Source organism: Planococcus circulans, assembly GCF_020023385.1.
Taxonomy (GTDB): Bacteria; Bacillota; Bacilli; order Bacillales_A; family Planococcaceae; genus Planococcus.
The window spans coordinates 90,171-115,454 of record NZ_JAIQCL010000008.1 but is presented as its reverse complement, the minus strand read 5'-3'; the positions used below and the strand labels follow the sequence as shown (position 1 = coordinate 115,454).

Here is a 25,284-nt window from a genome sequence, read left to right as displayed (position 1 = left end):
TCCTGAGAGCTTAGGCTTAGGGGCGATTTTTTGTCTTTGTGAAGCAATACTTTCCAAGATTTAACCGAAGAAAAAGGTGCTAAAATGTGGTAAGCTAACTCATACGATACGAGTATTAGGAGTGTTCAATTTTGTTGGAAAGCGCAAAGAAATTACTGCAGTCCCATTTTGGTTATGAGTCTTTCCGGATCGGCCAGGAGCAAGCCATTACGCAGGTATTTGAAGGCCATAATTCGATTTGTGTCATGCCGACAGGCGGAGGCAAGTCCATGTGCTATCAAATTCCGGCGCTTGTCATGGAAGGGACCACAATTGTCGTGTCGCCTTTGATTTCATTGATGAAAGACCAAGTGGATGCACTTTTGGCAGCTGGGATTCCCGCTGCTTTTATAAACAGTTCCCTCGATTTTGATGAGGTGAGGGAAACGCTGATGGATGTGCAGCGCGGTGCCATCAAACTGCTGTACATTGCGCCGGAGCGATTGGATTCGGAAATGTTCCTCAATGAGTTGCAAGGAGTCCATGTGCCGCTGATTGCGGTCGATGAAGCTCACTGTATCTCGCAATGGGGTCATGACTTCCGCCCAAGCTACCGTCTAATCAGCCGTATGACGGAATTGTTTCCGAACAATCCGACAGTCTTGGCCTTGACGGCAACAGCTACACCTCAGGTGCGCGAAGATATTTGCCGGATTTTGAACATCGAAGAACAGCATACCATCATGACCGGATTTGAACGGGCTAATTTGATGTTTTCCGTCATACGCGGCCAGGACCGGGAGCGGTTTGTGAAAGAGTATGTAGAGAAAAATGATAAAGAAGCAGGCATTATCTATGCAGCTACTCGAAAAACAGTGGATTCGGTTTATGAAATGTTATTGAAAAAAGGCATTAAGGCGGCAAAATACCATGCAGGCATGCCGGATCATGAAAGAAAGCTTGGCCAGGAGCGATTCCTGAATGATGAAGTGACCGTCATGGTTGCGACCAATGCATTCGGTATGGGAATCGATAAATCCAATATCCGATTTGTCATCCATTATCAGCTGCCGAAAAATATGGAAAGTTATTACCAGGAAGCGGGGCGTGCAGGACGGGACGGGTTGCCGAGTGAGTGTATCGTTCTCTATGCATCGCAGGATGTTCAAACTCAGCGTTTCCTGATCGACCAGGCCCAAGATCCGAGCCGCATTCCAGGAGAACTGGTGAAATTGCAGGGGATGGTCGATTATTGCCACACCGAAAATTGCCTGCAGCAGTTTATCATCCATTATTTCGGTGATACGGCAGCAGAACCATGCGGCCATTGTGGGAATTGTTTGGATGACCGGGAAAGTCTGGATGTCACAAAAGACGTCCAAATGGTTCTGTCTTGCGTCATCCGCATGGGGCAGAAATTCGGTAAGGCGATGACAGCACAAGTGCTGACAGGGTCGCGCAATAAAAAGGTCTTGGATTTCGGATTCGATAAACTGTCGACATACGGAATTTTAAAGCACCAAAATGCCAAAGAAGTGTCGAATTTAATCGAATTCATGATATCCCAGGAACTTTTGGCGGTCGAGCAAGGCTCATTCCCGACCATCTATGTACCGGATGGGGGGCGGGATGTATTGCTGGGCAAGCGACAGGTTCTGCGAAAAGGAGCAGTTGTGACGAAGCGCATTGCTTCAAATGATCCTTTATTTGAAGAATTGCGCGTGGTTCGGAAAAGTTTGGCTGATGAAGCGGGAGTTCCACCTTTTGTTATTTTTTCCGACAAGGCATTGCAGGATATGGTGGCGAGAAGACCGAAAAATGATGCCGAATTTTTAGAAGTCAACGGAGTGGGCGCCAATAAGCTTGAAAAATATGGTGAAGCATTTTTACAGGCGATCCATTCTTTTGATGCGATAAATAACTGAATAAATATAAGTGCAAAAACTCCGTATAAAACGGGGTTTTTTTATTTATAAATTATCAGACTTGTATAATTATGCACTTAAATATAATGACTTCAGATAATTTCGATCGGATAAAATGGAAGCGTTTTCAACGGAATCATGGGGTTTTAGTCGCAGATATTCTATTTTTTTACTTGGGGGAATTGTATATATATTCAGACTTATGATATACTATCAAAACATTATGACACATGAGTGTAATGAAGGAGGCGGTTTGATGAGCAAGAAAGAGTATCCAATCCCACAAGGGCTGTATCATCCAGATCAAGAGCACGAAGCGTGCGGGATAGGGATGATCGCCAATATTAATGGGGAAAAGTCACATGCAATCGTTCAAAATGCCATAAATATATTGTGTAACCTGGAACATCGCGGCGGTCAATCATCCGATACAAGCACAGGCGACGGCGCTGGAATTTTAACTCAGATTCCCCATCGTTTCTTCTTGAAGCAATGTGAGAAAGAAGGCATTACATTGCCTGAAGAAGGAAAGTATGGAATCGGTATGCTCTTCATGCCACAGGATTATGACCTGCGAATGAAGACAAAAGAAATGATCCATCAGATCGTTCAGGAAGAAGGACAAATTTGTCTTGGATGGCGTCCAGTTCCAGTGAACGATTCATTCGTTGGTAAAGTCGCTTCAAAAACTAAGCCTGTTATCCGACAAGTATTTATCGGTGCTGCGCACGGATTGGAAAACCGGATTGATCTTGAACGCCGGTTATATATTATCCGCAAGCGGATCGAACAAGCCATGGTCGGAAAAGAAGAGTTTAAAGATGTATACTTCAGCAGTCTTTCAGCAGGGACCATCGTCTATAAAGGCATGCTGATCCCGGAACAGCTGGACTCGTTTTATATTGACCTCAACCATCCCGAATTTAAATCGGCCTTGGCTCTCGTCCACTCTCGTTTTAGTACGAATACCTTCCCAAGCTGGCAGCGTTCACACCCTAACCGTTATTCAATCCACAATGGTGAATTTAATACCTTAAGAGGAAATGTCAATTGGATGCGTGCCCGTCAGATGCTTTGTGCATCTCCTGCATTCACTGAACAGGAGCTTCATAAAGTTTTGCCTGTCATCGATGAAACCGGCAGTGATTCGTCCATGTTCGACAACTGCTTTGAATTTTTGCATTTGTCTGGAAGGTCTCTGGCGCATACAGCGATGATGATGGTGCCGGAACCTTGGGTCAATGATCCAACCATCAAACAGGAAAAACGTGATTTCTACGAGTATCACAGCACATTAATGGAACCTTGGGATGGGCCGGCTGCACTCGTCTTCACTGACGGTAAACAGATTGCTGCTTGTCTTGACCGCAACGGCCTTCGCCCGGCACGGTATTATGTGACAAAGAGCGGCATGATCGTCATGGGTTCAGAAGTCGGCGCATTGGATATTTTTGCGGATGACATCATCTATAAAGATCGTCTGCGCCCAGGTAAAATGCTGTTGGTCGATTTAGAGGAAGGCAAAATTATTCCTGATGAAGAAATCAAACTTCAAATTGCAGGAGAATTGCCTTATAAAGATTTCATTGAAAAAAATATGTTCGATTTGGATGATCTGCCAGAACCAGTGAAGCCTTCGAACTCTGACAATGCGCAACCTTTGATCAAACGTCAGCTGGCTTTCGGTTATACAATGGAAGAAGTCCAAAAAATCATCAAGCCGTTGGCAACCGACGGTAAAGATCCTGTCGGTTCAATGGGTTATGATTCCCCATTAGCTGTTTTATCGAAAAAACCACAGCTTCTTTATAATTACTTTAAGCAATTGTTCGCCCAAGTCACTAATCCGCCAATTGATGCGATTCGTGAACACATTATTACTGCAGCACGCACTACGATCGGTGCGGAAGGGAATCTGGTTCAGCCGACTCCTGAAAGTGCCCGCCACATTCGATTGGAAACACCAGTTTTAACGGATGCGGAACTTGAGAAATTGCGTCAGCAGGATATCCCTGATTTCAAATCTGCCACGATTTCGATTCTGTTCGACAAGAATGCTGGAGCGAAAGCCATGGAGCAAAGATTGGACACGATCTTTGAAGAAGCGGATCAAGCGCTTCGAGAAGGCGCCACATTGCTTATTTTGTCTGACCGCGGCGTAAACGAAGAATTTGCAGCAATTCCTGCGCTTCTGGCTGTTTCAGGTTTGCATCATCACCTGATCCGTAAAGGAACCCGTACACAAATGAGTATTTTGCTGGAATCTGCAGAACCACGTGAAGTCCATCATTTTGCGGCACTTCTCGGCTATGGAGCAGAGGGCATCAACCCTTACTTGGCTTTTGATACGATTGAGAACCTAATAGAAATAGAAGATATTCCGAATATGACTTTCGAAGAAGCAGAACAGACATACGTACAAGCCGTTACAGACGGCATCATCAAAGTTCTGTCCAAAATGGGTATCTCTACCATACAGAGCTACCGTGGAGCACAAATATTTGAAGCTGTCGGTATCCATATGGATGTCATCGACAAATACTTTACGCGTACTTCTTCACGCCTTGGCGGAATCGGCCTCGATATCATTGCCAAAGAAGTTCTCCTAAGACATGCAGCAGCTTATCCGGTTGCTCAAGGAGACGATCAGGCATTGGAGTCGGGCGACGAATTCCAATACCGTGAAAATGGAGAAAATCACCAATACAATCCGAAAACGATCCATACGCTGCAACATGCGTGCCGGACCAATAATTACGATGTCTTCAAGAAATATACGAATCTTTTGACTGATGAGAAAGCCAACCTTCAATCATTGCGCGGCTTGATGTCCTTTAAGAAACAAACGCCGGTGCCGATTGAAGAAGTGGAAACCATCGAGGAGATTTGTGCGCGCTTTAAAACAGGCGCCATGTCTTATGGTTCCATCAGTAAAGAAGCACACGAAGCACTCGCTGTCGCAATGAACCGTATCGGCGGCAGAAGCAATTCAGGAGAAGGCGGAGAAGAAGTTTCCCGTTTTATCCCTGATAAAAATGGCGACAATCGCCGCAGCGCCATCAAACAGGTGGCATCCGGACGCTTTGGCGTAACCAGCCATTACCTTGTAAACGCCGACGAAATTCAAATCAAAGTTGCCCAGGGAGCGAAGCCGGGAGAAGGCGGACACTTGCCAGGCAAGAAAGTGTATCCGTGGATTGCAGAAGTACGCGGTTCTACTCCAGGTGTTGAATTGATTTCACCGCCTCCGCATCACGATATCTATTCGATAGAAGATTTAGCTGAATTGATATTCAACTTGAAAAACGCAAATCCAGATGCACGCATAAGCGTAAAATTGGTATCGGCAGTAGGTGTTGGAACGATAGCAGCCGGTGTAGCAAAAGGCCGTGCAGATGTCGTATTGATCAGCGGCTACGATGGCGGAACAGGAGCAGCGCCGAAAACAAGTTTGAAACATACAGGCCTGCCATGGGAAATCGGTTTGGCTGAAACGCACCAGACTCTTCTATTGAATGGTCTGCGCGACCGGATCGTTGTGGAAACAGACGGCAAGATGATGACTGGCCGCGATGTAGTGACAGCGGCTCTCTTAGGCGCAGAAGAATTCGGTTTTTCAACCGCCCCTCTCGTCGTACTTGGCTGTGTGATGATGCGCGTCTGCCATTTGGACACTTGTCCTGTCGGCATTGCGACGCAAAACCCGGAGCTTCGTGAGAAATACGGCGGAGACCCGGAACACGTAGCGAATTTCATGCGCTTTATCGCACGTGAAACACGTGAGCTGATGGCGGAACTTGGCTTCCGTACAATTGATGAAATGATCGGCCGTACTGATGTTATCGAAGCCAATCAGGCAGTGGATCACTGGAAAGCTGGCGGCATCGATTTGAGTGCCTTGTTGTATCAGCCGGATCTTCCTGAAAAAGTAGGACGCTATGCAACCATCAAACAAAATCATGAGTTGGAAAAAACGCTGGATTATCAGGAGCTATTGCCGCGTTGCCGAAAAGCCATTGAAACTGGCGAGCGCGTAGAAGTGGCAACAGCGATCCGCAATATCCATAGAGCGACAGGAACAATTGTCGGCAGTGCCATTTCGAAACGCTATGGCGCAGAAGGCTTGCCTGAAGACACGGTCAACTTGAACTTCCAAGGGTCTGCCGGACAAAGTTTTGGGGCATTCATTCCAAAAGGAATGTCGATGAACCTGATCGGTGATGCCAACGATTTCGTCGGAAAAGGTTTGTCAGGCGGTAAAATTACGGTTTATCCAGCATTGGATTCAACTTTCCTTCCGGAAAACAACATCATCATTGGGAATGTCTCGTTCTACGGTGCATCTGCCGGTGAAGCTTATATCTATGGCGTCGCTGGGGAACGTTTTGCAGTCAGAAACAGCGGAGCAAAAATTGTCGTTGAAGGCGTTGGTGATCATGGCTGTGAGTATATGACAGGTGGACGGGTAGCGATTCTGGGACAAACCGGCAAAAACTTTGCGGCCGGTATGTCTGGTGGAGTAGCGTACGTACTTGATGAAGAAGGTACGTTCAGTGAACGCTGCAATGCAGAAATGGTTCATCTGCAGCCGCTTGCCGATCCAGCAGAAATCGAAGAACTGCGTGAAATGATTCAAAAACATGTTCATTATACAAGCAGCGCCAAAGGAACCCGTCTACTGGCGCATTGGGACATTTATACTTCTAAGTTTGTACGCGTCATTCCAAAAGCCTACCTGCAAATCAATGAACGAATCAACAAATTGCAAAGCAGCGGCATGGCGAAATCCGAAGCGGAAATGGCTGCTTTTGAAGAAAGCAAAATGGCTAACGCCGCGAAATAGGAAAAGCGAAAGTGCCTGTTCAGCTCTGACAGGTGTAAGATGAGCTGGCGAAGTGGCATGTTTTCAGCCGCACAGCCAGATCGGCTTACATCCCGAAGAGCTAGGCGCTGGAGTCTAGACAAAAGAAAAGCGAAGCACCCAAAAGCAGAACTGAAATCACAATCAAATAAAAAATCCAGGTTCTCGTGAAAATAGAGAAACCTGTAGATTTCAACATGAGAAATCGTGAGTAGGAGGGAAACAATGGGGAAACCAACAGGATTTATGGAATATGGCAGACAAACAGTCAAAGAGCGCCAACCGGCTGAACGGACAAAAGATTGGAATGACTATACAATCCCTTTGTCGAATGAAGAAGTGGCAAAACAAGGCGCGCGCTGTATGGATTGTGGAGTGCCGACTTGCCATACCGGAATGGAACTGGACAATGTAACGACCGGTTGCCCTGTAAACCATCTCATCCCAGAATGGAATGATCTTGTTTATCGCGGACAATGGAAAGAGGCGTTGCACCGCGAGCACCTTAAGAATAACTTTCCAGAATTTACAGGGACGGCTTGTCCGGCACCTTGTGAAGGAGCATGTGTATTAGGCATCAATGAACCGCCTGTAGCCATCCGCACAGTGGAACGTTCCATTATTGAGCGTGGGTTTGCGGAGGGTTGGGTTGTACCCGAACCACCTAAAACGCGTACCGGAAAAAAAGTTGCGGTAATTGGTTCCGGTCCGGCCGGACTTGCTGCAGCGGCTCAATTAAATAAAGCAGGACATCTGGTGACGGTATTTGAAAAAAGCGACCGCGTAGGTGGATTGCTGACATACGGGATTCCAGAGATGAAATTGTCATACGATATGGTGACGAGACGCGTAAATTTACTTGAACAAGAAGGCATCACTTTCATTACGAGTGTAGAAGTAGGGAAAAATTATCCTTCTTCGAAATTAAAGGAAGACTTCGATGCGGTTGTCATGTGCACAGGTGCAACCGTTCACCGCAATATTGATGTAGAAGGCCGTGATTTAGAAGGTGTTCATTTTGCGATGGACTTTCTGCATGCCAGCACGAAAAGTCTGTTGGATTCAAACTTCGAAGACGGCAACTTCATTTCGGCTAAAGGCAAGAACGTCATCGTCATTGGAGGCGGAGATACGGGAACAGACTGTTTAGCGACTTCTGTTCGCCATGATTGCGAAAGTCTTGTACAGTTTGATGTCTATGATAAAAAAGGAGCGATTCGCGATGAAAAGGGCAATCCATGGCCCCAGTATCCGAAAGTTCACCGTATTGAATATGGCCATAAAGAAGCGGCTGCAACTTTTGGCGAAGACCCAAGAGCTTATGCAGTCATGACAAAGAAATTCGTCGGCAACGAAGAGGGACAAGTCAAAGAAGTTCATACCGTAAATGTGAAGTTGAAGATAGATGAAAAAGGCAATCGGATCCGCGAAGAAATTCCAGGTACAGAAAAAGTATGGAAAGCGGATTTGGTCTTGATTGCCATCGGTTTCAGCGGACCTGAACAGGACTTGATTCAGCAGCTGGAAGTAGAGACTGAAACGAATTCAACGGTAAAAGCAGAATACGGAAAATACACTACCAATGTAGAAGGCGTGTTTGCGGCAGGAGATGTCCGCCGTGGCCAAAGCCTGATCGTTTGGGCCATTAACGAAGGCCGTGAAGCCGCGCGTGAATGCGATCGGTTCCTTATGGGAACCACTGTATTGCCATAGTAAGTGCACAAAATGAATATTTTGAAAGAAAGTAGCAGTTGAACTCATCAGTGAGTTCAACTGCTACTTTTTTATAGTGAGAAGTTATAAATCATTGCATATGAAGTTCTCGAAAACATTAGTATGGACAAGTGAAGCTTTAATAATGTCTATTTGCTTACAAAGCGCTTCCGAAAGATTTCGACAATGTAAAGACTGTGTCTTTTATCTAAATAGTGCAATAACAGGTTGTGCGAAATGCCTATAAAGTATATACTATAGAAGGCGAGAGATGGTATTTTAAGTCAATTTATAGTGACATGTTATTCACGTTCACTCATAAAAGATTGGAATTTCATGCGCTGCTAATAACAAATGAAATAGGAGGAATAAATATGTTTAAAAAGAGTTTAGTTGCTGTATTATTTTCGTTGATCATGGCAATGGTATTGGGTACAAGTGCATTTGCAGCAGAAGATTTCCAACCTATAAAATACTATAATGCAGAAGAAGTTACACCAGAAATTGCTAAGGCATTAATTGAGGTAGAAGAAACAAATGCGAAAATTTTCAATGAAATTGAAAAGGCAGTTGTGAAATATGAAAAGATGCACGACAAGTACAACGAAGAGCTAATCAAGCACCAAGATTCAGCAAAACAAGCTAAATTAACTGCGAACTATGAAAAGAAGTCCGATGAGTTAATTAGTCAGCTGAAAGTGAAAACTGAAAAAATGACACTCAAAGGAATTGAAAAGGCTGAAAAAGCTGGATTAGTAGTGGAAATGTATTTTGTAGACGTTAAGTTTGCTGATCGTACCGAGGCAATTGATCCAATTCTAGTGGTTGGCTGGTAATGAAGGTGTCAAAAAAATAATAAATAGAGTAATATGAGAGTATAGAGAGTTTTCTATACTCTCATATTTTCAATAGAGGAAGTGTATCTGTGAAAGGCTTGGACATATTAGCAGATGGTTATCTTGAAAAAGTGAATAATGGTGCAACGACGCTGAGTCTTTTGGGACGCGGAAACGGTATTGAATTAATGAAACAGACGATATTGAAAGACAGTATATTTGTGCTATTTCCTAGTCAAGATAAAAATGCTCAAGAATTTTTTTATATTTTGAGTGGTGAAATTGAGGCTAATATAAATGGAGATACAATAAAGCTTGGGCCAGATGACTTTATTTCTGCCAAAAACCTTGAAGGTACAGTACAATTTAAAACTTTGGCTGACCTGACTTTTTTATCTATTTCCACTGTCCCTGTTTTTCATTATTTAAGTAATATAGTAAGTAAGTTAAGAAGTATTGGAGAAGCTGTTGAAAAAAAAGATCGGTACACCTTTAACCACAGTGCACGTGTATCCAATTATGCGGTAAAGACCGCTTCTAAAATGAACTTGAGAAAAGAACAAATGGAAAATTTGTTGCTAGCGTCAATCCTTCACGACATTGGCAAAATCAATATTCCGGAAGAAGTTCTCAAAAAGCCAAGTAAATTAACAAATGAAGAATTTGAGATGGTCAAAAAACATCCTGGGGATGGGGCTGCCATGATCCGTGATACACCTTACGCAGATATTGCAGATATTGTCGAGCAGCATCATGAGCGCGTCAACGGAAGAGGTTACCCGTTCGGGTTAAAAGGTGACCAGATTTTAGTGGAAGCAAAAATTATCGGCGTATGTGACACTTTCGATGCGATGACTGAAGACAGAGCTTATCGGTCAGCCTTTACTGCGGAATATGCGATGGCTGAGATCAACAGTCTGATCGGAATTCAATACGATGAGGAAGTTGTGAAGGCTTTCGAACAGGTTTTAAAAGAAGAAGGAAGACTAAGTTCATAGATGCTGAACCCAGACACCCAAGACAGTTCGAGGTGTCTTTTATTTTGCCCAAAATGTTTAAAAACATGCAATTTAGTCAATACTTTATACACAGTGACTATACAAAAACGAAGAGGAGAGATTCAAATGGCCAGAAATTCATCAGGTGGCATGTTCGGTAAATTAGTATTGATCGGCCTTGGTGCATTAATCGGTGCAGCAATGACGCAGCAGAAAACTGAAACAGGCGGAACTTCTCAAACCAGCAAAGCAGATATGAAGAATAACATCAAAAAAGGGCTCGATCGTTTAAATGAGCAATCCGGCGGTATGGTTGATAAAGTGAAGCCAACGGTCAACAAAGCGGTTGAAAAAGTAAAAACAGCAATAGATGCGCAACAGGATATGATGAACAAAGAGAAAGACGCTTTGGATAAAGCCAATAAGACGCTTCAGGATGATGTGGGCGGAAATGCAGATAAAGACAGCAGTTCAACCGATAAGTCCAAAACAAGTTCTACCGGCAATGTTTCTCCTAATACTGACAAGCCAACGGGCGGAATTTATGGGGGAAGCACCGAATATACAGAGTCCTTGAAAAAAGATGTATCAGACGATTCATCGAAAAAGGATGATTCAACATCTGGTAAAACAAACACTTACGGAAGTTCTTCTTCCGAAGCCAACAAACCATACGGGGGAAGTACCGAATATACAGATTCCCTGAAAAAGGATCTATCGGATGACTCTTCAAAAAAAGATAGCTCATCCTCAAATGATTCAACATTCAAAAAGTAAGTTTGGTATAATAGAACTAGGATAAGCTATGTTCGTTTCTAGAAACGGCATAGCTTTTTTCTTAATTCTTTTTTGTCTGAATATTCTATGCATTGAGGGGGTTGTTCGTTTGTTTAAAACATATTCAACAGGGGCATTTTTTGACGAAATGTTTACACCGCAAGGAAAACCGAAATCACATTACCGAAAATTCTTCGATGTACTTCAGCGGTTTTCGGAAGAAGAGCTGAGAGAAAAGCATGAGACAGCTCAATTATCTTTTCTAAGGCAAGGTATCACGTTCACTGTATATAACAATAATGTCGGCACAGAAAGAACGATGCCTTTTGATTTTGTTCCAATCATCATTCCATCGGAAGAATGGGAAATTGTTGAAAAAGGAATGATCCAGCGAGCGGAAGCGCTCAATCGATTTTTGGAAGATGTATACAATGAAAAACGTATTCTGCAGGATGGCATTGTTCCAAGGCGGTTAGTCGAAGAGAACCCATACTATTACGAAGAACAGGTGAAAGGGATTGATATCCCACTGAAAAATCACATCTTTTTAGCTGGAATTGACCTGATCCGGGATGAGAATGGCAAATATCATGTGCTGGAAGATAATTTGCGCAATCCATCCGGCTTGTCCTACGTATATCAAAATCGATATGTCATGCGCCAGGTTTACCCCGAGTTTTTCGCCAGTCAATCGGTTCATACCCTCGAGCACCAGCTTTCCCATCTGCATCAAGCCATATTGGATCATGCACCGGAATCGAGAAAAGAAAAGCCTTTTGCTGTTTTATTGACACCGGGGATGTACAACTCTGCCTACTACGACCATGTATTTTTAGCGCAGCAGATGGGGATTGACTTGGTGGAAGGCAGGGATCTGATCGTCAAAAAGAATATCGTCTATATGAAGTCGATCAGAGGCTTGAAGCGTGTGGATATCATCTACCGTCGGATTGATGATGATTATTTGGATCCTGAAGCGTTTCTGGCCGACTCAGCATTGGGTGTTCCCGGATTGTTGCTGGCCTATAGGAAAGGCAATGTAGCTATTCTTAATGGCATCGGTAATGGCGTGGCAGACGACAAAGCCATCTATGCCTATGTCCCGGATATGATCCGCTACTACCTGGATGAAGAACCCATAATCGATAATGTCAAAACTTATCTATTGGATAAGCCGGAAGAGCGGGAATGGGTATTGGATCATTTGAATGAATTAGTAGTCAAAAATGTCGGTGCTTCGGGTGGTTACGATATGCTGGTTGGACCACATGCGTCGGAAGAGCTCATTGAAAAATTCCGCGAAAAAATCATTGAAGCCCCTCACCAGTACATTGCACAGCCGACCATCAAATTATCGAGGGCTCCTGCATACCAGGGAGAAGAGTTTTATCCCTGCCATGTCGATTTAAGGGTTTTTGTGGTCCGGGGAGTTGATACGCATGTAATGCCAGGCGGACTTTCGCGGGTTGCCTTAAAAGAGGGCTCACTCGTTGTAAATTCTTCGCAGGGTGGCGGAGGGAAGGATACATGGGTGTTCAAGAAAAGAGAAGAAGAGGGGGACGCCTGATGCTTAGCCGTGTAGCGAATTCTTTGTATTGGATGTCGAGAAATGTTGAAAGGGCGGAGAATAACGCCCGTATACTGGATGTGCAATTATTGCAGATGATTGAAGCCGCTGATGAAGAGCTGATTCGGGACAGTGATTGGAAGCTGATTTATGAAATTTGTGCTTCGACGGAAACAATGGAGCAGATCAAATCGATGCCCAGTTACCAGGAAGATCAGCTGGTCCATTATCTCGCAATGGAAGAAACCAATTTCAATTCCGTTGCGAGCTGTGTAAAAGTCGTTCGCGAAAATGCGAGAATCAGCAGAGACCATATTCCCGATGATTACTGGGAAGCCTGGAACGGTTGTTACTTGGCTTTAAAGGAAATGGATCAGCAACACTGCACAGTCAAAGAAATGCGTGAATTTCTTGAGCAGGTCAAACTGACCTCTCTGACCACTCAGGGCATTGTAGAATCTTCCATGTCGCGGGGGGTAGCTTATCAAATCATTAAAATCGCCAAATGGTTGGAGCGTGCGGAGAAAACAGCGCGTATTTTAAACGTGGTTTGTGAGCGGACAAGAGAGCGGGTGCTCGAAGCGCAATCCGAAGATTATTATTATTGGCTGGCTGCTTTACGGATGACCAACGGCTATAATGCCTATTTGAAAATGAATCCTCCTCAGATGAACCCAAAGAAAGTCCTGACTTTCCTGATTGCCAATACGGATTTCCCGCGGTCGATCCGCTACTGCCTGACTCACGTCCGCAGAGCTATCGATGAGCTGGAAGGCGGAAAAATTTCTCATTATTCCTGGGAGCTTTATGCAAAGTTGGACCAACTGCAGGAAGAGTTTGAAGAGATCAATATTGATGAGCTTGATTCAGACGAAATTATGGATTTTCTGAATGAATTTCAGAACGGCTGCAATGAAGTGGGACAGATTTTTTCGAAAACCTATTATTTAAGCGACTCCGAGACAAAACCGATGAAGTCCAGCCAATCACAGAGCATGGGCACGAAAGGAATAACATCTATGAAATATAAAGTTGAACATACGAACATTTTTGAGTACGAAACCATTGTGGATCAAAGCATGAACTCGATTCGCTTAAAACCGAGAACCGATGAATGCCAGCGCCTCTTATCGTATCGGGCAGAAATTACACCGGCTTCCTTAACTAAAGAGCATATCGATATTTGGGGGAACCACGTGGAAACCTTTTTTATCGCAGAACATCATCAGCATCTGGAAGTGAAGACGACTTCAATTGTCAGCATTCAAAAAAGTCCATTTATCCACCGGATTGATTATTCACCAGAAATGAGTGCCATTTTTCATTCGCAATTATTCGGTGAACATTATCTGGCATTTTTAAGTAATACGGCTTATACGTATTTAACGATTGAACAAATGAGCCAAATTGACCGGGAACTGGGAATAATGAAGAATCCAGTCCAATACGCAATTGATGTGATGGAATACATTCACCAGCATTTCACCTATGATGGGGAATCGACGACTGTCACTACGAAGGCGGAAGAATCCTTTGAGCTTAGAAAAGGTGTTTGTCAGGATATTACGCATGTTATGCTTGGCATCCTGCGCAGCAAGCATATACCTGCCCGTTACGTCAGCGGCTACCTGTATGTGGGTGAAAACTCTGCGCTGGTCGGAGACGCAGCAAGCCATGCTTGGGTGGAAGTGATGGTGCCGGGCATTGGATGGGTCGGCTTGGATCCGACAAATAACGTAGAAGCATTGGAAAACCATATCCGTGTCGGAGTTGGACGGGATTATAATGATGTCAGCCCGGTTCAGGGCGTTTACCGTGGGGGCAGCCAGTCATTGGATGTTAAAGTTTCGGTGAGCTTGATGGATCAATAAAATAGGTGTGGCTTACGAAAGGGCATCTTCAATCTGCAGTAGCCGTTGAAAGGGGATAAATCTTAATAATCGTTTAACGGCAGAATTTTCTAATCCGTGCGATAATAGGAGAACCTGAAATTTTTGAACGGAGATGGAGAGCGAATATGAATACTAAACAATTTAAAGAATACGGCATAAGTGAACCAATCGTAAAGGCCCTTGAGGGGCTTGGCTATACAGAGCCGACAGAAGTACAGAGAAAAGTTCTTCCTGTCGCATTTTCAAAGACTGACATAACAGTAAAGTCCCAAACAGGCAGCGGGAAGACTGCAGCATTCGGTATTCCGATCTGTGAACTGGTTGATTGGGAAGAAAATAAACCCCAAGCTTTGATTTTGACGCCGACCCGTGAATTAGCAGACCAGGTAAAAGAGGATTTGACGAATATCGGGCGCTTCAAACGCATTAAAGCAGCGGCAGTTTATGGCAAACAGCCATTTGCCTACCAGCAGGCTGAACTCAAGCAAAAATGCCACGTTGTGGTGGGTACGCCAGGCCGAGTGCTTGATCATATCGAACGCGGAACACTGAATTTGGAACGGATCGAGTACCTGGTTCTGGATGAAGCGGATGAAATGTTGAATATGGGATTTGTAGAGCAAGTGGAAGCAATCATCAACAAATTGCCGAAGCAGCGCACTACGATGTTGTTTTCAGCAACTTTGCCTGAAAACGTAGAAAAGCTTCAGAAAAAATACATGATCGATCCCCAGCATATAGAAATTGCTTCTGCGGAGAACCTGACAGCCAACATTGATCATTCGCTGTTTGTTGTAGCGGAACAGAAAAAGTTCTCCTTATTGCGTGACGTAACCATCGTCGAAAATCCGGATAGCTGCATTATTTTTTGTCGGACCAAAGACAATGTCGATTTTGTCATGGAGCAATTGGAAAAGCATTATTACACCTGTGATAAATTGCATGGCGGCATGCTGCAGGAAGACCGTACTGCAGTCATGAACGATTTTAAACGCGGTGAATTCCGTTATTTGGTGGCGACCGACGTCGCTGCCCGTGGAATTGACATCGACAGTATTACGCATGTCATTAATTATGACCTGCCAATGGAAAAAGAAAGCTATGTCCATCGTGCAGGCCGTACAGGCCGCGCTGGAAAAACAGGAAGAGCGATTTCATTCGTTACACCAAACGAAGATAAATTCCTGGCTGAAATCGAAGATTATATCGGATTTGAGATTCCGCGCAGAACAGCTCCTTCACCTAGTGAAGTGGATGAAGCGATGCAGGCATTTACAGAAAAACTGGAAAGCCGTCCGAAGCTGAAGAAAAATAAAAATGAACAAGTCAATAAAGATATCCTTAAACTGTACTTTAATGGCGGCAAGAAAAAGAAGCTGCGTGCCTTTGATTTCGTCGGAACACTCACAAGTATTCCAGGTGTAACTGCTGAAGACATCGGGATCATCAAGATCCAGGATACGGTAACTTATATCGATATTTTAAATGGCAAAGGACCAATGGTGCTGAAAGCCATGAAAGATAAGACGATAAAAGGAAAAACATTAAAAGTGCATAAAGCCAATAAATAAACAGGGAGCACGAGCTGAATAGAGCTCGTGCTTTTATATTTCCCAGAAATAAAAGAGGGCTGTATCATTTGGAATAGTATAAAAGTCTTTTTAAGTGCCATTATTTAGGTTCAAATAAGAGTCTGTTCAATACTTATGTCACACAATGAAGCCGTATTGTAATGAAACATGCCCTTTATTGTTACGTGTCTGTAATATTCCCGTGCTATTTTAGTTGTACTTACAAAAAGCAAAGGGGATAGCAGATTGAAAAAACTATTGGCAGTCTTAAGTTTTGCACTGATTTTATTCCTAGGCACTTCGATTGAAAGTTCAGCCGCATCAAATACATACACAGTAAAAAGCGGGGACACATTATATAAGATTTCAAAAACGCAAAAAGTTTCAGTCAGCAATTTGAAAATTTGGAACGGATTAAAATCCGACACCATTTATCCGAAACAAAAACTTCAATTGAAGAAATCTTCAGCAAAACCAGTTTCCAAAAAAACGACGCCTTCCCGTTCAACAAGCGGATCGGTAGCTAAAGAATTTACAGTAAGTGCAACTGCCTACACGGCGTATTGCAAAGGGTGTTCCGGCATTACCAGAACAGGGCTTAACCTAAAGAAAAATCCGGGGCTTAAAGTCATCGCGGTAGATCCAAAAGTAATTCCATTGGGGACAAAAGTCCATGTTGAAGGTTATGGCTATGCAGTCGCAGGCGATACAGGCGGTGCCATTAAAGGCAACAAAATTGATGTCTTTATTCCCACTCAAAGCAATGCACTTAAGTGGGGACGCAAAAACGTAAAAATAAAAATATTGAAATAAGCAAAATCCGGCTCATAAACATGAGCCGGATTTTTTTATGGAATGCTATAAAATCAGTAGATTATTCTTCCGCATATCACTGGTCACCTCCAGATCAAAATAAATGCTTGATGAATAAAGTAAAAATAGGGAAAGAGGGTAAATTCAAATAAATAGTCTTTTTAAAAGCTAGGCGGTATAATGTTTGTATAATAAATGTAGAGTTATTTAGGGTAATTTGAAATGGAGGCATCTGTTATGTCGGAGAAAATGATTGTGATCGGAGCCGGGCCTGGTGGTTTAGCTGCAGCTATGTTATTGGCCAGTAAAGGATACCAGGTGGATGTCTATGAGAAGCAGGCATGGATAGGGGGAAGAAACGCAGAGTTGCGTCTTGGGGACTTCACGTTTGATACAGGCCCAACCTTTTTAAGCATGCTGCATTTAGTGGAAGAACTGTTTGAAGCGACCGGCCGCAATTTAAAAGATTATATGAATGCGGTTGAACTGGATCCTATGTATGAATTGATTTTTGAAGATCAGAACCTGGTGATGACGCGCAATAACCAGGAAATGAAAAAGCAGATCAATGAAAACTTCAAAGGCGACGGCGACGGATACGAACGCTTTATGAAAGAGACCGGAAAGAAACTGGAAGCTTTATCGCCGATTCTGCAAACGAAAATGGACAGTTATTTTGGGATGGTTCATCCAAAGGTCTTGAAAGCTTTGCCGGAACTCGAAGTGAATAAAACATTATATGATGTTTTGTCCCGCTATTTTAAGGATGAGCGCTTGAAAATGGCTTTTGCTTTCCAATCTAAATATTTGGGCATGTCGCCATGGGAATGCCCCGGTGCTTTTTCGATTCTTTCCTATATGGAACACGCTTACGGTATCTACCACCCGATCGGCGGAGTCAACCAACTTTCGCAAGCGATGGCAAAAGTAGTGGAAGAACTGGGCGGCAAAATCCATACCCGTACAGGTGTTAAAAAATTATGGATTGAAAACCGCAAAGTGAAAGGGGTAGACCTTGAAAATGGCCGACGTGAGGCAGCGGACGAGGTGATCATCAACGGTGATTTTGCCCATGCCATGAATAATCTGGTCGAACCGGGAATCCTGAAAAAATACTCGCCGGAGAAACTGGCGAAGAAAAAATATTCTTGTTCCACATTCATGCTGTACTTAGGTCTTGATAAAAAGTACGACCTTTCTCATCACACCATCGTATTTGCGAAGGATTATAAGAAAAATGTTGAAGAGATGACAAAATCGCGCATCCTTTCTGCAGATCCTTCCATTTATGTACAGAATGCCAGTGTGACCGATCCGACATTAGCGCCTGAAGGGAAATCAGCGCTATATATTTTAGCCCCTGTACCCAATAACTTCAGTGACATCGGCTGGGAAAAAGAGCAGGATGCTTTCCGTGAATTGGTGCTAGATATTATTGAAGAAAAGACGCAATTCAAGAATCTGCGTGATCATATCGAAGTTGAGAAAATGCTGACACCGATGGGCTGGCAGGAAGATTATTCGGTATACCAGGGAGCGACATTCAATCTTGGCCATCAATTAACACAGATGATGGTATTCCGTCCGCACAATAAATTTGAAGAGTTGGGGAATTGCTGGTTGGTCGGCGGAGGCACACATCCTGGAAGCGGATTGCCGACTATTTTGGAATCTGCCCGCATTACGGCGAACGGCATCCTTGAGCAGCATGGCAAAAAAGGCATCCCGATCTTGCCTCTTCCGGCATTGGAGGGATTTGTATGAAAATCGCAATGGTCGGCGGTGGTGTCGGCGGTATGATGGGTGCTTTGTATTTAACCAATATGGGCTTTGACGTCACTATTTTTGAAAAAGAAGAAAAGCTTGGCGGCCGGTTAACGTTCGTGGAGCGAGACGGCTTTAAAGTGGACCAGGGCCCTACGATTGTCCTATTGCCTGAAATGTTTCAGGATTTGCTTCAGCAGGCAGGGATTCCGGCTGAAGAAATCGAATTATTATTATGCGATCCACTTTATTCCATCCGTTTTTCAGATGGGACAGTCTACACAAAATATCCCGATATCAATCGTCAACTGGAAGAGATTGAAAACGTCTTTCCAGCTGAAAAAGAAGGGTTTCTACGGTATATTTCAGAAGGGCGCAAGCGTTTTGAAATCGGCAAGTCCTCATTCTTAGAGCATTCATTTGTCAATAAAGCCGATTTTTTTACAGCTGCAAATATAAAAAAACTGCTTAAGCTGAAGCCCCAGCAATCTGTTAAAAAACTCACATCGAATTATTTTCGGGATGAACGGCTGCAATTAGCTTATTCTCTGCAGTCCCTGTATATCGGTGGAGATCCTTTCAGTGCCCCGGCGATGTATTCGCTTGTTCCTTTTAGTGAACACGAACATGGGGTATATTATTTAAAAGGCGGTTATGGCAGCCTGATTCCAACCTTGGAAAAAGCATTGCGATTACGCGATAACTTGACCATCAAAACAAACACTGCAGTACAACGGATTGTCACAGAAAACGGCAATGCTAAAGGGATTGAAACAAAAGAAGGCTTTGAAGCATTCGATGCGATTGTCTACAATGGCGATTTCCCCGGCATTGAAAAAGTATTGCCGGAACAGAAGAAAAAGAGCTATACAGCTTCTTCAGGGTGTGTGCTACTGTATTTCGGGTTAAACAAGGTATATGAAGAAGGAAATGTCCATCAATTTTTCATTGGCGATAGCTATGAAGACCATATGGATGATGTATTTAGGAAGAAAAAGAAGACTGAAAATCCGGCAATCTACACTTTTCATCCGTCGAAGATAGATGATTCACTGGCTCCTGAAGGCAAAGGTGTTATGTATGTACTGGTGCCCGTGCCTTCAGGAACAGACATCGATTGGGCGAGCGATACAGCATGGATCGACAGAATCATTGATCGAATGGAAGAATTGGCTTTTCCGGATTTCCGGAAAGCGGTCGAATGGATGGAAGTCCGGACGCCTGCACAAGCAGAAGCTTTCGGCTTGTTTAAAGGAGGCAGTTTCGGAATCGGTCCAACCTTATTCCAGTCAGGTGTTTTCCGTCCCCAAGTCAAACCATACAAAACAGATCGCTTGTATGCGGTTGGTGCTTCTGTTCATCCTGGAGGAGGCATTCCAATTGTCATGCAAGGTGCAAAGCTGCTGGCAGAGCAAATCCAAGGCGATTTTGCAAAGGAAAGGGGCAGTGCATGATGAATTTGAAAGATGCTTATACCTCCTGTGAAAAAGTCATCGCTACGCATTCGAAAAGCTTTTACAAAGCATTTTCCTTATTGCCTAAGGAAAAACGCAAAGCTGTTTGGGCTGTTTATACATTTTGCCGGACAGTGGACGATATTGTGGATGAAGGACTCAACTCCAAAGAAGAACTTGCACAGTTTAAAGTGGACTTCAACGAATTTTTGAACGGAAACTACGATTTCGAAAATCCGATGTGGGTGGCCTTGGCACATGTATTTGAAAACTATGAAATGGATGTCGAGGCATTTTGGGGATTGATCACGGGACAGGAAATGGATCTGACCATCAACCGCTATCGGACCATGGAAGAACTGTTGAACTACAGCTACCATGTAGCGAGCACCGTCGGCTTGATGTTGTTGCCGATTTTGGCACCGGGAAAAACAGGGATTCTGAAAGAAGGCGCCGTTTCACTCGGCTATGCAATGCAGATCACCAACATTCTTCGCGATATTGGTGAAGACCTGGAAATGGGCCGGATTTATTTGCCGGAAGAAATCATGGGGAAATATGAGTTGTGTGAAGATGAGCTGCGTTCTGGAATAGTCAGCCCTCAATTTATTGCCGTGTGGGAAGAACTGGCGGAAAAAGCCGAATTCCATTATAAGAAAGCATTTGAAACCATACAGGACTATCCGCTTTCTTCAAGAGTCCCGGTCAAAGGAGCCGCACTTGTATACCGTGAAATCCTGACAACCATCCGCTCGAAGCAATACAACGTCTTCCGCGAAAAGCATTACGTACCAGAAGAATCAAAACAAGCGATTTTGGCTTGTTTGTAGTACGAAAAGCGGAAGCGCCCGTATAGCTCTGCCGGGCATAAGACAGATTAGCGAAGTGGCGTTCTTTGCCGCATAGCTAAGTTGGCTTATGACCCAAAGAGCTGGGCGCTGGAGTCTGGACAATAAGAAAAGAGAAGGCAGCTGTCTAGCCGTGCCTCCTACTATAATCGAAAAAGACACCCTCATCATCATGATGAAGGTGTCTTTTTCGATTTCGCAATAATGTTATTGGCTACGTTCAAGCCGCTCAATACAACCATCGGCGACCCGCCGCCTGGATGGGTGCTGCCGCCGACGAAATACAAATTGCGGATATCTTTGCTTGCGTTGGCCGGGCGCAGAAAGGCGTCTTTCGGCCGGTTGGATGAAGGGCCGTATAGGGAGCCGCGAAATGAACCGAACTTTTCACGGATAAAAGCAGGCGTGAAGATTTTTTCTTCGGCCAAGTACTTGCGGATATCAATTCCATAGCTAAAGAGGAAATCGTAGATACGCTCTTTATAAGCCTCTGGCTCAATTTGCAATGTTCCCTCAACGGTTAAGGCAGGTGCATTGACCAGGATGAACAGGTTGTCGCCGTCCGGTGAAACCGAAGGATCCGTATAGGAAGAATTGCTGATATAAACTGTCGGCTCATCACTGTAAACGGAAGCGTCAAACAAATCCTTGAACTCCTGACGGTAATCAGACGAGAAAAAGACGTTGTGGTGCTTGAGAAGGTCCAGTCGTTCGGTTAAACCGACAGTAATGACAAACGCCGAAATGGAGGGCTCAAAAGCAGCGATCTTAGCATCGTTTAAAGATGGACGTTCCGCTTCTTTGACCAAAGCCGGAAATGCTGATAGCAGGTCACCGTTTAAAATGACCAGGTCAGCAGCAATCAGTGTTCCGTCTTCAAGCTCCACGCCGCTTGACTGTCCTCCATCTGTGATGATTTTTGTAACAGCTGTCCCGGTATGTAATGCCGCTCCGGATTTTCTTGCGACAGCCGCAAAGGCTTGGGCAATTCCAGTATTTCCGCCTTTTGTATAAAAGACGCCTTCAACCAATTCCAAATAAGCGATCATGGAAAAAGTAGCTGGTGCCCGGTAAGGAGAAGAGCCGATGTATGTGGCATACCGATCGAATGCCTGCACCAAAAAAGGATTTGTAAAATAGCGCTGGAAAAAATGATGCATGGATTCAGCCGGACGGACCTGAAAAAGCGCGAAGCCGAGAGACGGCGATAGGTAATCGCGCCAGGACTGGAACGTCACCGGGAAAAAAAAGCGTTCCGACAATTTATACAAACGACTGATTTCCTTTATGAAGGCTGGGTATTTACCCGCAGCTGCAGGGTCGATCGTTTGGAGTTGATGGACCATCTCTTCCTGATTGCTGGAAAAATCAAAAGCATGGCCGTCCGGAAAATGATTGCGTGTATGGACTTTCAAAGGAATGAAATCCAGGTACTCCTGTGGATCTTCGCCAGTCTGTGAAATGACTCGATTGAAGACAGCTGGCATCGTAATGGTATTTGGACCGAAATCGAAGCGGTAACTTCCCAGTTCCACAGGCATCAGCTTGCCGCCAAGATGGTCATTCTTCTCAAAGAGCTCCACTTCAAATCCTGCATGGGCAAGCGTTACGGCGGAAGCCAGTCCGCCTAATCCGCCGCCGACTATGACAATTTTTTTCATGAATAATGCCTTCCTTTCCATGAATAAGGTTGTTTTTTAAAGGATTTGCGCATGGATTGAACCAATACCGCAAGCATTGCTGCTGCTTGAAGAGGAATCAGAAAGGACAGATACCAGCGTTGATTGGTCACCATATCGATATACCAGCGCTGGACCATTGTCAGTGCGTAAGGGATGATCCATGAATAGAACCCACTGAACAGGCCGTAAACGGCTATAAATGGCGGGAGCACATAAAAGACAGAATAGAAAAGGATGAGACCCGCTGCAAGTATAGGAGAACGGCCGATTCCAGCGTAGCTGTTTTTCAGGAACCCTTCCCATACTTCAGAGTTGGTGTCATACATCCGGCATTTTACCGACATGGTGATATTCGCCAGTATGACTTTAAAGCCCTGCAATTTCATTTCCCGGGCAATATGGACATCTTCGACCAATGAATCATGGACCGCTGCATGTCCACCAATTTCCTGGTAGCTGGTGCGTTCAAACATCATCCACATGCCATTGGCTGCTGTCGCCGCTTTGAATTTCGTATAATTGGCCAAAGCAATCGGCAAATGAAATAAAATCACGAAATGCAGCATCGGCACGAGAAGTTTGCTGAGAAAAGGCGATACATCAAAAGCGGGAAAACCGGTCAGCAAGTTAGCTTTCTTTTGCTGCATCAATGCCAAGGACTGTTCAATCGCTCTCGGCCTGAATCGGACGTCCGCATCGACAAACAGCAGAACATCCCCTGAAGCGGCTTGCTGCAGCTGATGGCAGGCGTGCACTTTTCCAACCCAGCCATCGGGCAATTCTTTGCCCTGCAGGATGGTGAAACGGGTATCCCCATCAATCGTCCGTTCCAGCTCTTGCTGAGTGCCGTCGGTGGATTGATCATTTAAGATAATGAATTCCGTGCGGCCATATGAAGAATTCTTTAATGATTTTACCAGCACTTCGACATTGCGTTCTTCATTTCGCATAGGAACAAGAACGGACATGAGAGGGGTAGCCAAAAGACTGGGTTGTTTAGGCAAAGCAGGAAGAAACATGCGGTTGATGATGATCCAAGCCAGAAAAAACAAATGGATTCCGATATAAATGGCCATCGTCATTTTCTCCTTTTTCCAAGTGACTCAAAGGCTTCACTGTTTTCACTGATGACTGTATTCTTTAGCGAATCGAGTTGTTCGGTGCAGAGCTGTTGAAGATAAAGCGTTTTTTCTTTACGGGTCATATGCGCAATTTCATCGGTCGATACCGGCGGATGTTGGCGTATCCAAAGTTCGGGTTTTTGCTGGTGGCCGAATGAATAATAAAAATTGAGGGGCACAACCGGTACTTCCGGGCAATGCTCCATCAAGTAGGCGATTCCTGTTTGAAAGGCGAGTGGCCTTGTTTCAAGGTGGAATTCATCTCCTTGCGGAAAAAGAACCACTGATTTACCCTTCTTCAACAAGGATTCAGCATATTGAAGTGAAGTGAGAATTTCTTTCGGTTTCTGCCGATTGATGGAAAATGCGCCGAGATAACGGAAATAAGAATGTTTTTTAAGCCCGTCTTCATGCATCATCATATGGATATCATGGCGCCAGACTGTACGGTTCAAATAGAAAAACACCAGGCCGTCCCACCAGGAACTGTGATTGGCAATAAACAATACAGGCTCTTCCGGAATTTTTTCCACTCCTTGCCCGAGTAAACGGGAAAAAGATGAGCGGATGAGTGGTGTCAAATACAGATTAAAGCCCGTTTCAAACAAAGCTGATTTTTTTGCATCGATCATATAGGCCGCCTCTTCCAGGCCAGCATAACAATCAAAGCAGTTAATACGGCAGTCAATGACACGGCTAGCCACAACCCGCCGATCGCTCCCAGCATAATGAACATGGCGATCATCAATACATATAAAAGTACCATCCGTTTTTCAGGCAGATCCGAAGCCATGACCATGGATTTCTTCTTCATGCTTAAGTCGATCACCAGATGAAGGACAAATGCTACAACAAACCAACCGAAAAAGTTGGTCCAGGGAATTTCGTAGTAAAGGCCGGTGTCTTCCCAAATCCAATATTGTTTTACTTGATAAGCTACTGGATCGATGATCAAATCGATGACTACTGCGCCAAAGCCCCCAACTATGGCGTATAGTAAGCCCCCAGCAGGAAAGATCCAGCGCGCGACAACATGTGTAGTTGCCATAACCATCAACCAAGCAAAACCGATGGCGATTGGAACACCGAAGATATTAGGGGCAAAACGGTCTGTATAATCGTAAGAGCCGAACAGGAATCCGCTGTCTGCACCGGCCCATTCCACTATGAATGTTGAAAAGAAAATAAGTATACCGAGCGATGATCCGACCGCAACGCCAAAACGCTTAGTGAAATACAAAAAGCCAAGTGTGCCGGCCAGCATCAGAAAGAACGCATTTGCCCACTCCAGCCAGGGAGGCAGAAGGTCAAAACCCAGTAAAATAATGCCGCATACATACCAAAAGATAAAAAGTTTAAAGATTCGATTTTCCCACACCGTGAACAGCTCCTCAACAAAATGACTTATACAAATATTATACAGGAGTCTGGATGAAATATGAAAACATGCGGAAAGCTATAGCCAAAAGCAAGCAAGGATTGA

The 25,284-nt window shown here is 44.3% G+C and carries 17 protein-coding genes; 13 read left to right on the top strand and 4 right to left on the bottom strand.

The window, feature by feature from the left end; translation table 11 throughout:
* The first annotated feature begins 131 nt into the window (after positions 1-131).
* The 13 genes from recQ to K8U60_RS13790 all read left to right on the top strand — a co-directional run bounded on the left by recQ (position 132) and on the right by K8U60_RS13790 (position 20,980).
* Positions 132-1,904, top strand: coding sequence for a DNA helicase RecQ (gene recQ, locus K8U60_RS13850; RefSeq protein ID WP_223640898.1), 1,773 nt, complete (start codon positions 132-134; stop codon positions 1,902-1,904).
* Between the two features lie 256 nt (positions 1,905-2,160).
* Positions 2,161-6,747 (top strand): glutamate synthase large subunit, encoded by a 4,587-nt coding sequence (gene gltB, locus K8U60_RS13845; protein WP_223640862.1) that lies wholly within the window; start codon positions 2,161-2,163, stop codon positions 6,745-6,747.
* A 243-nt stretch (positions 6,748-6,990) separates the two neighbouring features.
* Positions 6,991-8,478 (top strand): glutamate synthase subunit beta, encoded by a 1,488-nt coding sequence (locus tag K8U60_RS13840; RefSeq protein ID WP_223640858.1) that lies wholly within the window; start codon positions 6,991-6,993, stop codon positions 8,476-8,478.
* 374 nt (positions 8,479-8,852) lie between these two features.
* Positions 8,853-9,314: a hypothetical protein gene (locus K8U60_RS13835; protein ID WP_223640855.1), complete on the top strand. Its 462-nt coding sequence runs from the start codon at positions 8,853-8,855 to the stop codon at positions 9,312-9,314.
* An 89-nt stretch (positions 9,315-9,403) separates the two neighbouring features.
* Positions 9,404-10,312, top strand: coding sequence for an HD domain-containing phosphohydrolase (locus tag K8U60_RS13830; protein ID WP_223640852.1), 909 nt, complete (start codon positions 9,404-9,406; stop codon positions 10,310-10,312).
* Entirely contained in the window at positions 10,313-11,089 is a 777-nt protein-coding gene (locus tag K8U60_RS13825; RefSeq protein ID WP_223640849.1) for a hypothetical protein, read from the top strand.
* Positions 11,090-11,198: 109 nt separating this feature from the next.
* Positions 11,199-12,656, top strand: coding sequence for a circularly permuted type 2 ATP-grasp protein (locus K8U60_RS13820; RefSeq protein WP_223640834.1), 1,458 nt, complete (start codon positions 11,199-11,201; stop codon positions 12,654-12,656).
* Positions 12,656-14,527 (top strand): alpha-E domain-containing protein, encoded by a 1,872-nt coding sequence (locus K8U60_RS13815; RefSeq protein ID WP_223640831.1) that lies wholly within the window; start codon positions 12,656-12,658, stop codon positions 14,525-14,527. Before K8U60_RS13820 ends, K8U60_RS13815 begins: the two co-directional genes overlap by 1 nt.
* Positions 14,528-14,673: 146 nt before the next feature.
* On the top strand, positions 14,674-16,119 hold the full coding sequence (locus K8U60_RS13810) for a DEAD/DEAH box helicase (RefSeq protein WP_223640828.1): 1,446 nt from the start codon (positions 14,674-14,676) through the stop codon (positions 16,117-16,119).
* Between the two features lie 246 nt (positions 16,120-16,365).
* Positions 16,366-16,932, top strand: a complete 567-nt coding sequence (locus K8U60_RS13805; protein ID WP_223640824.1) for a 3D domain-containing protein — start codon at positions 16,366-16,368, stop codon at positions 16,930-16,932.
* Between the two features lie 237 nt (positions 16,933-17,169).
* A complete protein-coding gene (locus K8U60_RS13800) occupies positions 17,170-18,696 on the top strand; it encodes a phytoene desaturase family protein (RefSeq protein WP_223640822.1) in 1,527 nt (508 codons plus the stop codon).
* Complete coding sequence (locus K8U60_RS13795) at positions 18,693-20,150, top strand: phytoene desaturase family protein (RefSeq protein WP_223640819.1); 1,458 nt, start codon at positions 18,693-18,695, stop codon at positions 20,148-20,150. The genes K8U60_RS13800 and K8U60_RS13795 overlap by 4 nt, the downstream gene beginning before the upstream one ends.
* Entirely contained in the window at positions 20,147-20,980 is an 834-nt protein-coding gene (locus tag K8U60_RS13790; RefSeq protein WP_223640816.1) for a phytoene/squalene synthase family protein, read from the top strand. Before K8U60_RS13795 ends, K8U60_RS13790 begins: the two co-directional genes overlap by 4 nt.
* A 188-nt stretch (positions 20,981-21,168) precedes the next feature.
* On the opposite strand, the gene K8U60_RS13785 is transcribed toward K8U60_RS13790, so the two are convergent.
* Genes K8U60_RS13785 through K8U60_RS13770 form a run of 4 tightly spaced genes read right to left on the bottom strand, consistent with a single transcriptional unit; the run spans position 21,169 to position 25,179 of the window.
* On the bottom strand, positions 21,169-22,659 hold the full coding sequence (locus tag K8U60_RS13785) for a phytoene desaturase family protein (RefSeq protein ID WP_223640813.1): 1,491 nt from the start codon (positions 22,657-22,659) through the stop codon (positions 21,169-21,171).
* Positions 22,656-23,756 (bottom strand): glycosyltransferase family 2 protein, encoded by a 1,101-nt coding sequence (locus K8U60_RS13780; protein ID WP_223640808.1) that lies wholly within the window; start codon positions 23,754-23,756, stop codon positions 22,656-22,658. The genes K8U60_RS13785 and K8U60_RS13780 overlap by 4 nt, the downstream gene beginning before the upstream one ends.
* Positions 23,757-23,758: 2 nt before the next feature.
* Positions 23,759-24,433, bottom strand: a complete 675-nt coding sequence (locus K8U60_RS13775; protein WP_223640791.1) for a lysophospholipid acyltransferase family protein — start codon at positions 24,431-24,433, stop codon at positions 23,759-23,761.
* The gene (locus tag K8U60_RS13770) at positions 24,430-25,179 is read right to left on the bottom strand and encodes a carotenoid biosynthesis protein (RefSeq protein ID WP_223640788.1); all 750 of its coding nucleotides are present in this window, start codon (positions 25,177-25,179) and stop codon (positions 24,430-24,432) included. Before K8U60_RS13770 ends, K8U60_RS13775 begins: the two co-directional genes overlap by 4 nt.
* Positions 25,180-25,284: the final 105 nt, after the last annotated feature.

Excerpts from the sequence above, each read along its gene's own strand:
- K8U60_RS13785 (WP_223640813.1), bottom strand. The coding sequence starts at position 22,659 with ATGAAAAAAATTGTCATAGTCGGCGGCGGATTAGGCGGACTGGCTTCC.
- K8U60_RS13825 (WP_223640849.1), top strand. The coding sequence starts at position 10,313 with ATGCTGAACCCAGACACCCAAGACAGTTCGAGGTGTCTTTTATTTTGC.
- K8U60_RS13815 (WP_223640831.1), top strand. The coding sequence starts at position 12,656 with ATGCTTAGCCGTGTAGCGAATTCTTTGTATTGGATGTCGAGAAATGTT.
- K8U60_RS13810 (WP_223640828.1), top strand. The coding sequence starts at position 14,674 with ATGAATACTAAACAATTTAAAGAATACGGCATAAGTGAACCAATCGTA.
- K8U60_RS13780 (WP_223640808.1), bottom strand. The coding sequence starts at position 23,756 with ATGGCCATTTATATCGGAATCCATTTGTTTTTTCTGGCTTGGATCATC.
- K8U60_RS13775 (WP_223640791.1), bottom strand. The coding sequence starts at position 24,433 with ATGATCGATGCAAAAAAATCAGCTTTGTTTGAAACGGGCTTTAATCTG.
- K8U60_RS13790 (WP_223640816.1), top strand. The coding sequence starts at position 20,147 with ATGATGAATTTGAAAGATGCTTATACCTCCTGTGAAAAAGTCATCGCT.
- K8U60_RS13800 (WP_223640822.1), top strand. The coding sequence starts at position 17,170 with ATGTCGGAGAAAATGATTGTGATCGGAGCCGGGCCTGGTGGTTTAGCT.
- gltB (WP_223640862.1), top strand. The coding sequence starts at position 2,161 with ATGAGCAAGAAAGAGTATCCAATCCCACAAGGGCTGTATCATCCAGAT.
- K8U60_RS13795 (WP_223640819.1), top strand. The coding sequence starts at position 18,693 with ATGAAAATCGCAATGGTCGGCGGTGGTGTCGGCGGTATGATGGGTGCT.
- K8U60_RS13835 (WP_223640855.1), top strand. The coding sequence starts at position 8,853 with ATGTTTAAAAAGAGTTTAGTTGCTGTATTATTTTCGTTGATCATGGCA.
- K8U60_RS13840 (WP_223640858.1), top strand. The coding sequence starts at position 6,991 with ATGGGGAAACCAACAGGATTTATGGAATATGGCAGACAAACAGTCAAA.